Annotated in this window: 11 protein-coding genes; 10 read left to right on the forward strand and 1 reads right to left on the reverse strand. The window is 43.9% G+C overall.

Annotated elements, in window-relative coordinates:
* The first annotated feature begins 396 nt into the window (after positions 1–396).
* The 7 genes from QQL36_RS16200 (at position 397) to QQL36_RS16230 (ending at position 10,612) form a co-directional block, all read left to right on the forward strand.
* Positions 397–990: an RNA polymerase sigma-70 factor gene (locus QQL36_RS16200; protein ID WP_321570280.1), complete on the forward strand. Its 594-nt coding sequence runs from the start codon at positions 397–399 to the stop codon at positions 988–990.
* A gap of 207 nt (positions 991–1,197) precedes the next feature.
* Positions 1,198–2,361: a FecR family protein gene (locus QQL36_RS16205; RefSeq protein WP_321570281.1), complete on the forward strand. Its 1,164-nt coding sequence runs from the start codon at positions 1,198–1,200 to the stop codon at positions 2,359–2,361.
* Between the two features lie 444 nt (positions 2,362–2,805).
* Positions 2,806–6,180, forward strand: coding sequence for a TonB-dependent receptor (locus tag QQL36_RS16210; protein WP_321570282.1), 3,375 nt, complete (start codon positions 2,806–2,808; stop codon positions 6,178–6,180).
* 5 nt (positions 6,181–6,185) lie between these two features.
* Positions 6,186–7,757: a RagB/SusD family nutrient uptake outer membrane protein gene (locus tag QQL36_RS16215; RefSeq protein ID WP_321570283.1), complete on the forward strand. Its 1,572-nt coding sequence runs from the start codon at positions 6,186–6,188 to the stop codon at positions 7,755–7,757.
* A gap of 15 nt (positions 7,758–7,772) precedes the next feature.
* On the forward strand, positions 7,773–9,482 hold the full coding sequence (locus tag QQL36_RS16220; RefSeq protein WP_321570284.1) for an arylsulfatase: 1,710 nt from the start codon (positions 7,773–7,775) through the stop codon (positions 9,480–9,482).
* Between the two features lie 202 nt (positions 9,483–9,684).
* On the forward strand, positions 9,685–10,164 hold the full coding sequence (locus QQL36_RS16225; protein ID WP_321570285.1) for a Panacea domain-containing protein: 480 nt from the start codon (positions 9,685–9,687) through the stop codon (positions 10,162–10,164).
* Positions 10,145–10,612 carry an MAG6450 family protein gene (locus tag QQL36_RS16230; RefSeq protein WP_083722691.1) on the forward strand — a complete coding sequence of 156 codons (468 nt, stop codon included), beginning with the start codon at positions 10,145–10,147 and terminating at the stop codon, positions 10,610–10,612. The genes QQL36_RS16225 and QQL36_RS16230 overlap by 20 nt, the downstream gene beginning before the upstream one ends.
* A 28-nt stretch (positions 10,613–10,640) precedes the next feature.
* Here QQL36_RS16230 and QQL36_RS16235 read toward each other — a convergent pair whose 3' ends face one another.
* Entirely contained in the window at positions 10,641–11,330 is a 690-nt protein-coding gene (locus QQL36_RS16235) for a DUF92 domain-containing protein (protein ID WP_083722800.1), read from the reverse strand.
* 168 nt (positions 11,331–11,498) lie between these two features.
* Between QQL36_RS16235 and QQL36_RS16240 the strand changes: the two genes are divergently transcribed.
* The 3 genes from QQL36_RS16240 (at position 11,499) to QQL36_RS16250 (ending at position 15,007) form a co-directional block, all read left to right on the forward strand.
* Positions 11,499–13,232: a hypothetical protein gene (locus tag QQL36_RS16240; RefSeq protein WP_321570286.1), complete on the forward strand. Its 1,734-nt coding sequence runs from the start codon at positions 11,499–11,501 to the stop codon at positions 13,230–13,232.
* A 113-nt stretch (positions 13,233–13,345) separates the two neighbouring features.
* Positions 13,346–14,029, forward strand: coding sequence for a GNAT family N-acetyltransferase (locus QQL36_RS16245; protein WP_321570287.1), 684 nt, complete (start codon positions 13,346–13,348; stop codon positions 14,027–14,029).
* Between the two features lie 99 nt (positions 14,030–14,128).
* A complete protein-coding gene (locus QQL36_RS16250; protein WP_083722688.1) occupies positions 14,129–15,007 on the forward strand; it encodes a helix-turn-helix domain-containing protein in 879 nt (292 codons plus the stop codon).
* Positions 15,008–15,078: the final 71 nt, after the last annotated feature.

The raw sequence follows: 15,078 nt of genomic DNA on the forward strand, positions 1-15,078 counted from the left end.
AATAATTCTACCTGATGCAAACCGGCCTCGATTCATTTTTATCCGGCAAATGGGAGTAGTTTGAAACCTTCGCCCACGACCTTATTCAGTAATGCGATTCCTTCAACTACGCCCTTATTTGGTAGATGGAGTTAATGTGATTCCTTCAACTATGCCCTTATCTGCTAGATGCAATAATGAAACTCCTTCAACTACGCCCTTATTTGGTAGATGCAATTAATGCAACTACTTCACCTACGCCACCTGTTTATTACCCTTTACCAATCCACAACCTAAATTGTTGCGCTGACCTGATAAGATGGAAGATCTGTCCCTAAAAAATAAGATTTCCCTTTAAAAAATAGATTTTACTATTTTTAAGCCGAACAATCAGCCAAAAAGGAGTTGTCATTCTGCATGGTGCAAAATGAGTTACATAACGAACAGGAACTTCTAAAGTTGGTAGTAGCGGGGGATACGGAGGCTTACAAAGTAATCTATACACATTACTGGGATCGGATCTATACTACTGCACTAGCTTTTACCAAATCGCCGGAACTATCGGAGGATGTGGCGCAGGAGGTATTTGCCCAAATCTGGGTAAAACGCGCGATGTTAAAAGAGGTAGAGCGGTTTGATGGGTTCTTATATATCACCACACGCAACCTTCTCTTAGATCGCTTACGCAGGAAAGTCTTTACTGGCAGCTTAGATGATTATTTTACTGAATATTTTGCAGATGTAAATGGCACACCCGCCCAACAGCTGGAATTTAAAGAATTTGATTCCCATATCCAGCGGGCCATTAGTCAATTGACTACCCAGCAGCAAACGGTGTTTAAACTAAGCCGGTTTGAGGGCCTCACCCATGAGGAAATTGCTAAAAGAACTGGTTTAGCCAAGCGAACAGTGAAAAACCATATGGTGAATTCAATTCTTTATTTAAGAAAATATTTGAAAGTACATGCTGGTAATTATTTGATTTTCATATGGATAACCTTTTTTTTATAAAGAATGGTTATCTCCCAGGTAGGAATCCTCGATGCTCGATGGTGTTCCCATTTTCATCCTTTTGGTATCCCGTTTTCATCCCCATTCGTGTCCCCGTAGGTGAATTCCCTCTTTCATAAATGTTTTTTATAAAAAATATTCCCACCACCCGGGTCCTATCATCTTCCAATCCCGTCTTTAATTATACCACCAATAAATTCCTCCAACATGCAAGACTTTTCATTGCTTTTGGAAAAATTCCTGTATGAATCTCTCAGCTCTGATGAGCTGAGGCTATTCCTTTCCCAGGCCCAAAAACCTGAAAACCAGGAAGCAATAGCCCGTGCCATACAGGAAAAACTGTCAAACAGGGCGTTCAACGGCCAATCAGGTGACAAAGACACCGACCAGCTCTTTCTGCAAATGATGCAGCGGGCAGCTGACCTGGAGTTCCCATCCCCGAAAGTCCGTCACCTCAACCGTCAGCAGGTATGGTGGGCTGCAGCCGCCATCTTCCTGCTTGTAGGTACAGGTGCCTGGCTGTGGTCTCACAGACCAACTCAGCCAGCGGTAAAAGAGATCGCCCGGATAAGTGGAGACGTGTTCCCTGGTACAAACAAAGCCGTCCTCACCCTTGCAGATGGAACTACAGTGGCTTTAGATAGTATTGCTCACCAACAGATCCGGCAAAACGGCGTCGCCATCAATCAACAGGGTGGCCGCCTCCAATACGTTGCTACCGGCACAGAAACAGTGGGGTATAACACCCTCTCCGTGCCCAGAGGCGGGCTATATGAAATCATATTGCCCGATGGCTCTCACGTATGGCTTAATTCCGCCTCTTCCCTCCGGTACCCTACTGCTTTCACGGGTACGGATAGAGTGGTAGAGCTGCAAGGGCAGGGATACTTTGAAATCGCCAGCAACAGCCGTCAGCCGTTCAAGGTAAAAGTGAACCAGCTGGAAGTACAGGTGCTGGGTACCAACTTCGACATTATGGCCTATACCGACGAAAACAGTGTGAATGCGACCCTTGTACAAGGTGCGGTGAAAATCGTGAAAGGGTCGGATTCACAGCTGTTACAACCCGGTGAACAGGCTGTATGTGACAAGGATAGTGCCCGCATCGCTGTGAAGAATGTAGATGTCAATAGTGTCATTGCCTGGAAAAATGGACTGTTCTTATTTAATCATGCCAAACTGGATGTATTGCTCAGGGAGATTTCCCGGTGGTATGATATTGAAGTTGTAAATGAAGTGAAAGGAGATAACCGCAGGTATAGTGGCGGTATCGGCCGCAACCAGCCGCTTGCAGATGTACTGGAATTGCTGGAAGCAAATGGCATCAATCATTTTAAAATTACAGGCAGGAAAGTCACCGTTTTACCATAAGTCTGGCAACAAGAGATGCGCAGATCAGCAACTACGTATCAATCAGGTCAATAAAAGGATCACAGAACAGACACCACGCATCACTCAGTAAAGTACTTAAAATTCACGTTCATGTACACCTAGTTCGGTTCCACGTTCAAGTCCATATGCCGAAAAAAAACAGGGAGAGAAGCAACACTTCGTTCAATAAAATCCAGCAGGAGCTACCAACACCTCTGGCAATTTTTAAACGGAATCTGTTAGGAACACCTTCGTTCAATAAAAACCAGAAACATACGCTCTGGCAATTAAAGAACGAACCTTTCCGGCGAATAAAAAACCAGAAATATACCTCTGGCAAATAAAAAACCGGTCGGTGCTACCAACACCTCCCGGTTATAACATCTGGACTTACTCACTTATCCGCTTAAAGATTTAATCAGCAATTCCAAACTCCACTAAGTTATGAAATTATTTATCACGGGCAGACGCCTGTTGAGAGGAAGGCTATTTACTCCTCCCTCTGTATTGAATGATGCAAAAATTAAACTTTTCCGGGTTATGAAATTAACCGCGCTTATCGCACTCATAGCCTGCATGCACGTAAGTGCCAATAGTTTCTCGCAGACAATTTCATTATCTGTCAGAAAAGTGCCGCTGGAGTCTATCCTGACCGAAATCATGCGTCAGGCAGGCGTGTCCATTATATATAATGACACCCTGTTGAACAACAAGCCTGCTGTATCCCTGCATGTTAAAGATGCTACCCTACAGGAAGCGCTGGATAAATGTCTCGCCAACCTTGACCTCGCTTTTACCGTAAAAGGTAGAAATATCATCTTACGACAAAAAGATCATAACATGCCCGCTCCACCAAAACCCGCAGCAGATACCGCTGCCCCTGTCATCATCACCGGCTCGGTGCTGAATGAAAAGGGTGAACCCATGCCGGGTATTACCGTTCGCCTCAAAGGAACTTCCCGTGGCGCTATCAGTGATACTTCCGGCAGGTTCAATATCCCTGTAAGTAATAAAGAAGACTCTCTCATCTTCACCTTCCTCGGATATAAACCCAAAGTGGTCTCCGCCGGCAATGCAAAAAATACGATCATCAGACTTGAACCTGACGATAACAGCAAAATGAGAGAAGTTGTCGTAGTCGGTTACGGCACACAGAAAAAGGTAAGTCTTACGAGTGCGGTTGGTATCATCAGTGCTGAAGACCTTTCTAAACGGGTTGTGAACAACACCCAGCAATCCCTGCAAGGCCTCAGCCCCGGCATGACTGTATTAGATCAGGGTGGTGCACCGGGTCGTGCCAGTGTCACTATGCGTATCCGGGGTATCACTACGCTCAGTGGCAATAATCCCCTCATCCTTGTAGATGGTATCGAACAGGGCATCAATAACCTGAACCCCGATGATATTGAAAACGTCTCTATCCTGAAAGATGCCGCCGCCACCTCTATCTATGGTTCCCGTGCCGCCACCGGCGTTGTGCTCATCACCACCAGGCGTGCAAAGGAAGGCCAGATCAATGTAGCTTACAATGGCTATTATGCCATTCAGCAACTGGGTAATCATCCTCAGGGTATGACGACCGAACAATATATGCGTCAGCAAAATGTAGCTTATGTAAACGCGGGGCAGGCTGCTCCTTATACAGAAGATTATATCAAAGAGTACATCAGCAGCTCCGATAAAATTAAGTATCCGGAAGCCAACGTATGGTACGATGTACTGTACAAAAAAGCACCTCAATACAATAATAACTTCACCCTGAGCGGCGGTAGCAAACAGTTCAAAGCCCTCATGGACATCCGCTATATGAAGCAGGAGGGTATCACCGACAAGTTCAGCAACGATGTGCGTGAAGTAAGACTGAATACAGACTTCATCCCTTCTGATAAATTTAAATTCAGCGTGGATGCAGACTATCGTATGCTCTACAGCACACAACCACAGGATGCCGCAAACGTGTTTTACAACACTCTGCATGGTGCACAGTTCGTAACTCCCCGCTATCCAGATGGTGGCTACGGCGTAAGTGCACAGGGCAATAACCCGTTAATCAGCCGCGATTTGTCTGGCTACGATAACGATTACTATAACCAGTTCACCGCGAATCTGCAAGGTTCATGGAATATTGTAAAAGGATTAACCTTCTCTACACAATATGGTGTTGTATCTACTAATGACAGGACCAAAGTATTCAAAGCCGCTTATGCGGTCGTAGATGAAAACTATCCTTCCCGTACAAAGACAGTTGCTACGAATAGCTTAACTGAAGGGCGCAGCAATGGTTATACGGAAACGCTGAACAGTTTGCTGCAATACAAACTCACATTAGGCAAACATAATTTCAGTCTGCTGGGAGGCTATTCACAAATTTATACTAATACCAACTCCCTGACTGGTTTTAGAAATACTTTCTACAACAACGACATCCAGGCTTTAAGCGCCGGTGCGGCCAGCTCAAAAGACAACAGTGGTAGCGATGCGATAGCTGGTTTGCGTTCTTATTTTACCCGTTTCAATTACAACTTTAATGACAAATACCTGCTGGAATTGAATGGCCGGTATGATGGTTCATCCAACTTCACAGGTGATAATCTCTATAGTTTCTTCCCGTCTTTCTCAGCAGGATGGCGGTTATCACAGGAAAAATTCTGGCGTCCGCTGAGTTACCTGATCCCTGAATTCAAACTCCGTGGTAGCTATGGCCGTACTGGTAACCAGACCGTGAGTGCTTACAGTTTCTACGAGTCACTGACCACATTGAACTACAACTTCAATGGCACTGCTGCTACAGGTTATGCACTGCTGGATTATGCGAACACCGCGATTGCATGGGAAACCACGACACAGACAGACCTTGGTTTTGATGCGACCATCCTCCATAATAAACTGGATGTGGTATTCGATTATTACAATAAAAAGACTACCGGCATCTTGTTAAGTCTGGCGATCCCCGGGGCTATCGGTCTGAATACACCCGTGCAGAATGCAGGTGTGGTATCTAACAAAGGATGGGAACTGGGGTTGAACTATCATGATCATTCACATCCTGTGCAGTATGCGATCAACTTCAACATTTCTAACAATATCAATAAGGTTGTAGACCTGGCAGGTACGGGTCCATACATCACAGGTTCTACCAATGATGGGCTCTATGCCAACCAGGTAGGTCTGCCTATCGGCGTACTATGGGGCTTCAAAACAAAGGGGCTTTACAAAGATGCTGATGATGTAAAGAACTCTGCAAAGTATGACAACAACACCTACCCGGGTGACCTGAAATACGTAGACCTGAATGGTGATGGCAAGATCAGTGCGGATGACAGAACCATGATCGGAGATCCATTCCCACATTATACATTCGGTTTTACCTCTTCATTGCAATATAAAAACTTCGACTTTTATCTCTTCATACAAGGAGCTATAAAGCAGGATGCCCGCGTATCCGGCGCATTTGCTGATGCTGGTAACAACCAGGGTTTCGTGATAGATATAGAAAACGATTACTGGACACCAGAAAACCCGAATGCAAGATTTGCAAGGCCACAGAAATTTACAGACAAGAATGCACAGATCTCTGACTTCTGGGTCGTGAAGATGGGCTATGCACGTGTAAAGAACCTGCAACTGGGTTATACATTACCCGCTTCTGTATTACAACATTTAAAAATCAAAAAAGCAAGATTGTACCTGAGTGGCAGCAACCTGTTTACATTCTCTCAGGCGAATGAATGGGGCATAGATCCTGAATTTCCAACAGGAAGAGGTAACTATTACCCTCAAACGAAAACGTTTACGTTCGGTGCTAACATTAATTTTTAAGCGGTATGAAAATCAGAAACACGATATATTTATTCTTAGGCATGACATTAATGGCGTGTCGTGAAAACCTGCTGGTGACGGTACCTACAGACAGGATTTCTTCTGAAATCTACTGGAAGACAGATGCTGATGTCACCAATGCAGTGAATGCGATTTACACCTATCTCGATGGTGGTAACCTGCTCTATTGGGATGGTCTGACAGACATCGGGCATTTCAATACAACCGGTAGCAGCTTTGCACCTGTAGACCAGGGTGTGGCAGATGCACAGAATGCTAATTTCTCAGAATATTACAATAATTATTACAAAGGCATTCACGCAGCTAATTATTTATTGGAAAATGTAGACAGGGTCACTATCGTAGATACCACTTTGGTAAATAGCCGTAAAGGCGAGGCAAGAGCTTTACGCGCTTATTTCTACATCAGGCTGGTCAACTTCTTTGGTGCGGTACCACTGGTGACAAAATCTATTACCATCAGTGAAGGGAACTTGCTCACCCGTACAGATGTATCTGCCATTTACGATTTTATATCCACAGAACTGGATGCAGCAGCGGTATTGATGCCAGTATCACAGTCAGACAAAGGCCGTCTCACAAAAGGCGCAGCGTATGCCCTGAAAGCAAGAGCGATGTTATATGCAGGCCGTTATGCGGAATCTGCTACTGCTGCCAAAGCAGTGATGGACCTGGGGAAGTATTCATTGTATCCTACATTCAAAACACTCTTCAGCTATGCGGCGGAGAACAATGTGGAAGTGATCATGGACAAGGAATTTACAAAGGATGTATATTCCAATGCCGTGTTTTCTAATATGGCGCCGGCTTCTATAGCTTCTGCCGTAGCGCAGGTAGTGCCTGCTGCCGGTATGGCCGATGAATTTGAAATGGCAAATGGGCTACCTATTACAGATGCGACCAGTGGTTATGATGCATACAATGCATACAGTAACCGTGATCCACGTTTGCATTATACGATCTACACTCCGGGCGATACACTGGTGAATAACAAAGTGTACAATTCCATCCCGGGTAGTGGCACAGCAGATGCGATCGGTGGGGGTAACCTCTATGCTACTACGACTGGCTTCAATGTAAGAAAGTATATCAATGCAGAGGATATTTCTACACCGGGTAACTGTGGTATCAATATTATTCTCATCCGCTATGCAGAAGTACTGCTCACCTATGCAGAAGCGAAGATAGAACAGAACAGCATCGACCAGACTGTGTACGATGCGATCAACACAGTACGTCAGCGTGGCGATGTGAATATGCCTGCGCTTGCGACAGGGTTAACACAGGCACAATTGCGTGCCGCCGTTCGTCATGAAAGAATTGTGGAATTGGCATTTGAAGGATTACATTTGTTTGACATCAGAAGATGGAGAACTGCTGAGAATGTGATGCCTGGTCCAATTAAGGGTATGACCTATGTGAAGGACGGAGTGCTGACTACCGTTGTGAATAATAGCTTTGTACGTGCGTTTAACCCGGAACGTGATTATCTGTGGGCGATTCCACAACAGGAGATTATCCTGAATCCTAATCTGACACAAAATCCCAACTGGTAATTTTAAAATGAGAGTATGCATAGAAAAAAGCTAATCTTTAGTGCTGTGACTGTTTGTGCAGGTGTAGTGCTGTTGTTTTCTCTCGGAGGCTTTAAGAAAGCCGCTCCACCCAAAAAGAAAACAAGACCGAACATTGTGGTGATCCTGGCTGATGATATGGGTTTCTCGGATGTGGGATGTTATGGTGGTGAGATCAATACACCGAATATCAATTACCTCGCAGAGAATGGGATCAGGTATACACAGTTTTACAATACATCGCGTTGTTGTCCTACCAGGGCATCGTTGCTGACAGGGTTGTATAATCATCAGGCAGGCATCGGTAAGATGACGGATGCGGAGGATGAGCCTGGCTATCTCGGTCATATTACGGAGAATGCGGTGACGCTTGCAGAAGTATTGAAAGCTGCAGGGTATCACACTGCCATGTCTGGTAAATGGCATGTATCCAATACGGATGGTCAGCCAGATCCAAAGGAACAACTGAACTGGCTGAACCATCATACGACTTATCCTGCTTTTTCACCCATAGAGCAATATCCTACCAGCAGAGGGTTTGAGAAATTCTTTGGCACCATCTGGGGAGTCGTGGATTTTTACGATCCATTTAGTCTGGTAAGTGGTACTACTCCCATCAAAGAAGTACCTAAAGATTATTATCATACGGATGCGATTGCAGATACTGCGGTAGCTTACATCAAAGGGTATGCAAATGATGATAAACCATTCTTCCTGTATGTAGCGGAGAATGCGCCACACTGGCCATTGCATGCATTGCCGGAAGATATCGCGAAGTATAAAGATACTTATAAAGGAGGATGGGAAGCCGTGCGTGAAGCCCGTTATAAAAAAATGGTAAAACTGGGATTGATTGATTCCACAACTACTAAATTGTCTCCACGATTTAAAGATGAGCAGAGTTGGGAGTCAAATCCAGACAAGGAATGGGATGCAGCAGCAATGGCTACGCATGCCGCGATGATTGACAGAATGGATCAGGGGATTGGCAGAATTATCAAAGCATTGAAAGAGACGAATCAGTTAGATAATACATTGATCGTATTCCTGAGTGATAATGGTGCGAGTGCGGAAATTTGTAATCATTATGGTCCTGGTTTTGACAGACCGAATGAAACACGTGATGGCAGGAAGATTGAGTATGCTGATAAGAAAGCGATGCCGGGGCCTGAGACCACGTATTACAGCATAGGACCACGTTGGGCGAATGTAGCAAATACACCTTATCGTTACTGGAAAGCAGAGTCATTTGAAGGGGGGATTCACACCCCGATGATTGCTTTCTGGCCAAAGGGGATCACTACAAAGAAAGGTGGGTATAGCAAACAGGTGGGGCATGTAATGGACTTTATGAATACATTCATTGAACTGGCGGGTGCTAAGTATCCTGCTAACTATAATGGTCATGCGATTCAGGCAGGTAGTGGGGTGAGTCTGGTACCTTCATTTAAAGGACAGGTAGTGACAGGACATGAGGAGTTGTTCAATGAACATTTTGGTGCGAGGTATGCACGTGTGGGTAACTGGAAGTTGGTAAGTGCCAGTAATGATAGTACGTGGCATTTGTTCAATTTAGAAAAGGATAGGAGTGAGACAAATGATGTGGCTGCACAGGAGCCTTTACGAGTGAAGGAGTTGGAAGGATTGTGGAGAGAGTGGGCTAATACGCATAGTGTGTTGCCAAAGCCAAAACCAAAGAAGAAATAATGAATTAGTTTTTGTAACTTAAAATAAGGGCAAATAAATGAAGGCAAATCTGTAATGGATTTGCCTTTATTTATTTAATTATTTGATCAGAATAATTCGCTTATGATCAAGTTGATTATCTAATGAAACCCGCTTGTGGATTGGGTTTTGTTGGTTAGATTTGCGAAAATTAATCACTTTATTAAAACAAAAATTGTTTACAATGATTTATGATGCAAATGCAATTGCTAATTGGTTTTTGGGACGTATTGATACAAATGCAGGAGATACGATATCCCATTTAAAATTGCAGAAATTAATCTACTACGCACAGGCATGGCATTTAGCTATTTATGGCAAGCCACTGTTTAAAGAAAAAATAGAGTCATGGCCAAATGGACCTGTAGTTGCCAGTATTTATCACAGATTCAAGGATATTCCCCGGGCTGCTGCCATTGATTCGTTCAAGGATTGGACAAAGACCGATTTTTCTGCTGAAATAGAGGAACTGCTGGAAGAGGTATATACCATTTATGGAGAGCACTCTGCTGGCTATTTACAGGAATTAACTAAAAGAGAGCTTCCATGGAAAAAAGCACGAAAAGGATTGGATATGTTCGAAAAAGTAGATAAAGCAATTACCCATAAAGATATGATTGACTACTATAAAAAAAGAATGAACAATGGGAAAAAAGCATCATAATAAAAGTATCATTCCAAAAAAGAAAGCCTCAGCTGCACCGCAGCCCGATGAATATTCTCAAATGAGTATGGAAGATTTTAATGGATGGAAATTGGAAGGGGATCGTGCGCATGTCATTGCCTCCATCAAATTCATTCAACATGATTTTCAATGCTTTTCTGATTGGAGTAAACAGGATATGAAGACATTTTGGAATTTCATTAACAAATTGCATAAATATAATTGGAAAAACCTTTTAGCTACAGGAGGAAAAGTTGCAAAAACAGGTTTAGCACCAACAGTTATTCCGATATATAAATATCCTGATAACAGATTTCGCAGATCAATACAAAATTTAGTTGAAATGTTTGAATTGCGTGTGGATAATACCAAGCGGGTTCACGGTTTTAGAGATGGACCTGTTTTTTTTATCTGCTGGCTGGATAAGAACCACCGGATTTGTGCATAAAACCCTTCGATATACATTTAACCCCTTCTTAAAACAACCACCAAGCAATCAACCCTCCCGCCAGCGTATTCAAAAAATTCACCGTACTATTCCCTATCATCTTCCTCCGCTCTAACGTCGCCCCCAACACCGAATCAATCACATTCCCCCCTACACCCGCCAGCGTTATAACCCACAAACTCCTATCCCACATATAAATAAACGCAATGATAAACGCACCAAACGCCCCTATTAACGTCCCTTCTATACTAATCACCCCATCCAACCCTTTCTCCTCCCTCCTGAACGTCAATATATTAAACGTCCTCCTCCCATATACCATCCCCAACTCAGAAGACAACGTATCTGCCGTCGCCGCCGCCAGCGAACCCGCAATCATCAACGTATATAACTCTGTATGATTATAATCAATCATCGCCAATACCGCCAATATCGCCGCTACCCCGCCATTCGCAAATACCTGCCACACATCCCGAATCTCCCCGTGATCCTTCCCTTTCAATAACCGGCCATGACGCGTAGCCAATACTGATAATACAAAAAATGTAAATAACTGTAACTCACCCACATACCCAGCGCCCGCAAAAATAACCCATCCCACCACAATCGCCGCTATACCCGCAGCAACAGTGAGTTTCTTCGTAATGATACTCAACACCGCTACGATAATGAGCACAGTCAGTATAATAATAGTATTGAACAATGAAGGAAATAACATAGCCCACAAAGGTAGGGGATTCTTATTTTCATTGTATAGCATCCGCCTGTCGCGCTTTGAGAGAAATGAAATGATATGATATGTGAAATAATAATACTATATTTGCGTCCGGATTAATCCCATTTTATCGATAACCCAGAGGACAATAATTCAATATAAACCTTACCTATGATTAAGTTTAGACCAGCAGTATTCTGGCTGCCCCTCCTTTTGTCTTTGTTAACAGTTTCCAAAGGGACAATTGCTCAAGACCGAGAACAAACAAAATCCGACATCGTATTCAAAATGCTTGATTACGACGCACGATTCAGAATGATCTTTGCCTATTCTGACACTGAAAGCCGTACCTATCTTGCGAACACCGCCAAGTCTCAGTACCTGGAATTCAAACAATTGTTAGAGCCCAACATGGCCTTCTTTTTAGGTAACGAAAAAGATAAGCTAAAGGAGACGGTAAAACTCACTGACAAAATTCTTTTGAATGATGAGGTTTTCAACACCCTTAACACGCCCAATTACCGCAACGAATCCAAACCTGAAAAAGGTGAGAAACTGGAAGACCGATGGATCGACATCCACAAAGCTATCCTGTATGTACTCATCAAAGACATGGTTGTAAGAGCAAACTTTAAGATCTACACCCGTTTCTCAGAATTTGCAGTCGCTGCAGACGTTTCAAAGAATGGCCCTGCTGCCAGCCATCACTATGCTGATAGTTTGCTGAAGACCGCTCCCGGTGAACTCATGCCTTACTATTATGCCCTGCAGGATGGTAACAACGAAGAATCAAAAGTCGCTATCAAAACCCTGATAGACAACTACAAAACCCGTACTGGCGACCTGTATGCGCAAACATTGGCACTGTACGAAAGACCTAACACCCTGCTGGTTTCTCCTGAAGGTCAGAAAGACGACCTGCAGCTGAAATCAAAATATGCTTCCAGCAAAGTATGGCAGGATGCCCTGATCAGAGAAATGCCTGAGACAGAGAAATTTGCTATCATGACGGTGCCAAATGACAGACCTGATCTGCACAACAACATTTACATCTTTGGTAAATACATGCGTGCGAAGAAAGGTGAAACACCGGACATCACTTTCAGGATCGTTTCTCCGGGTTTAACCGGCGTTGATTTCGGCAGAATACGCAAAGTACCTGTCGGCGATAACAGATACGGCTATGTATCTACCATCACCTATTATTGCCCTATCAAAATTGAAGTGGTGAACAAAGCTGGTGAGATCGAAAAAACATTGATCGTAATCGATGAAGGCAAGGAATTCAGACAGGAGTTTCACGAGAACTTCGTGCGCCCTATTCCAAACTATACTGGCGTAATTCCCTTCCGTAACGATACGCTGTATTACGATGCGCTGGATAAATTCAGAGGTAGTACTATCAACCGTCTGTACAATGAGCGATTCAGTGAAATGACCGTTGCCATGGCACAGTGGCTGAATGATGCGTATGGTTATTATAAAGTGCCGAATAACTTCTACTACCTGTATGATGTAAAGAATCCTGAAAATGGTTTCCAGGAAATCAAAGCACTGGTAGATAGTACTGACTATGCGATCGAGCATTTGGAAACACAGGAAACGTCTCTCGCAAACAAAGCTGTACTGGCAAGAATGTTAGAGAAATACCAGGAGATCCTGCAACGCCCGGGCATCAGCCAGAATGTAAAGAACCTGTGTGCAAGAAACTCCGTAACATGTGCATTGCTGTCTGATCAGGTAACCCGCGCACTGTATCTGCTTGAAAGATGTAAAGCCATCAATCCGAAAGATAGCAATGTAAAACCGTTCAATTTATCTTCTTTCGTGTTCCGCACACTGTTTGACGATAAGAATCAGAAAGTGGTGAAACTGCCTCCACGTTCTGAACTGTGGAAATACTAATTTGATAATTTCTTACAATTCTACCTGCCATCAGGTACCCTAATAAAAAAGGGCTGTCTCTGAGTCTTGAGACAGCCCTTTTTTTATGGCATAGTATTTACCACCGTCTTATTATGACAATTTTAGATAACCCTGTCTGGCATGCATTGCAGACAGTGCACCGCACATTGGCACAAGGCACACCTACCGTACAACGGTACAAACCAGGCGTATTACAACTAATGGGTGCCGAACATCCGGAAGCCGCGTCCTACAATGAACTGCACGACTGGCTTACAGTGGGAGAGAAGATGTATACAGTAGGCGATGTACCTGTATTGCCGAAAAACTGGCAATTTGTAAGGCAGGTAGATTGTCTACAAATGATGTGCGAGGTAAAAGCAGAGGTGCCACAAACTGGCATAGTAAAATTACAGGATACCCACCTGGCTGACATGTTGACATTGGTCAATCTTGTGCAGCCAGGCTTTTTTTATGAACAAACTCCATTACTGGGTGAATACTTTGGCATCTTCCAGTCAGGTAAGCTGGTGGCCATGGCAGGAGAACGCATGCGCATGAATGGCTATACAGAAGTGAGTGCGGTAGTGACCCATCCGGAATTTACAGGCCGGGGTTATGCACAGCAACTGGTAGCGCATATAGTGACAAAGAACCTGGATGCCGGCGTATTACCATTCCTGCATGTAACGGCTACTAATGAAAGGGCTGTAAAAGTGTATGAGAAATTAGGATTCAAAACAAGGAGAAAAATAGCCTTTACCCAGTTTGAATTGATTGCACCGGCAGAAAAGTAACCTTTACAAAGTTTGAATTGATTACACAGTTAGAGAAATAGCTTCTACCCAATATAAATTGAAGCCACGATTTCCCTTTGAAATGTGTAATTTTACCCCATGTCACAGTCAAATTATGAACTACTGAGATTTGAGCAGATCGGAGGTACCTTCCGCGTTGCTGCTACCGGAGAAAACAATTGCACCCTCTCATCCTACAACAGGCGTGATTTCTACAAGATCTCAGTGATCCTGTCAGGAGGAGGGGAGTTGTTTTACGCCAACAGGAATATCAAATTTGACCAGCCTGCTTTGATCTTTACCAATCCCATGGTGCCCTATAGCTGGGCAGATAACCCGGATGTAGAAGTAACCGGGTACTTCTGTGTATTTACAGAAACCTTTTTGCTGGAAGGCGGGCGCATGGAATCCTTAAAAGACTCCAGCCTGTTTAAACCGGGTGGAGATCCTCTCTATCTATTGAATCCTGCACAAACAGAATACCTGAAAGGTATTTTCCTCCGCATGCGCGAAGAGATGGATAGCGAATATATCTATAAGCATGAACTGATCCGCAACCATGTACAACTCATTATACATGAAGCTATCAAAATGGAGCCGGCAGTGGCCTACGCACCCCCTAAGAATGCCGCCAGCAGGATCACGCAGCTATTCCTGACCCTGCTGGAAAGACAATTTCCCGTAGACCCTCCCCAATTTACCCTGCAATTTAAGAAGGCAGGCGACTATGCCGACCAGCTGGCCGTCCATGTCAACCACCTGAATGCCGCCGTGCAGGAAGTAACAGGCAAGTCTACCACCACGCACATTAATGACCGTATCCTGGCAGAAGCCCGGTCATTATTAAGACACACAGACATGAGTGTGGCGGACATCGCCTATAGTCTTGGATTTGAATATGCCTCTTATTTTAATAGCTTTTTCAGAAAGCATGCGGGATTAACTCCCTTAGCCGTTCGCAAGGAAGTGAAACTTTAAATTAATCCTTTGAAAAGTATAATTTATCCCTAAGGATCAGTCCTAATTTTGATATCATAAAACAAAACATT

This window comes from Chitinophaga sp. LS1, assembly GCF_034274695.1.
Lineage (GTDB): Bacteria > Bacteroidota > Bacteroidia > Chitinophagales > Chitinophagaceae > Chitinophaga.

Coding starts and splice junctions, on each gene's coding strand:
- QQL36_RS16250 (WP_083722688.1), top strand. CDS start 14,129: ATGTCACAGTCAAATTATGAACTACTGAGATTTGAGCAGATCGGAGGT.
- QQL36_RS16220 (WP_321570284.1), top strand. CDS start 7,773: ATGCATAGAAAAAAGCTAATCTTTAGTGCTGTGACTGTTTGTGCAGGT.
- QQL36_RS16225 (WP_321570285.1), top strand. CDS start 9,685: ATGATTTATGATGCAAATGCAATTGCTAATTGGTTTTTGGGACGTATT.
- QQL36_RS16200 (WP_321570280.1), top strand. CDS start 397: ATGGTGCAAAATGAGTTACATAACGAACAGGAACTTCTAAAGTTGGTA.
- QQL36_RS16205 (WP_321570281.1), top strand. CDS start 1,198: ATGCAAGACTTTTCATTGCTTTTGGAAAAATTCCTGTATGAATCTCTC.
- QQL36_RS16245 (WP_321570287.1), top strand. CDS start 13,346: ATGACAATTTTAGATAACCCTGTCTGGCATGCATTGCAGACAGTGCAC.
- QQL36_RS16210 (WP_321570282.1), top strand. CDS start 2,806: ATGAAATTATTTATCACGGGCAGACGCCTGTTGAGAGGAAGGCTATTT.
- QQL36_RS16240 (WP_321570286.1), top strand. CDS start 11,499: ATGATTAAGTTTAGACCAGCAGTATTCTGGCTGCCCCTCCTTTTGTCT.
- QQL36_RS16215 (WP_321570283.1), top strand. CDS start 6,186: ATGAAAATCAGAAACACGATATATTTATTCTTAGGCATGACATTAATG.
- QQL36_RS16235 (WP_083722800.1), bottom strand. CDS start 11,330: ATGTTATTTCCTTCATTGTTCAATACTATTATTATACTGACTGTGCTC.
- QQL36_RS16230 (WP_083722691.1), top strand. CDS start 10,145: ATGGGAAAAAAGCATCATAATAAAAGTATCATTCCAAAAAAGAAAGCC.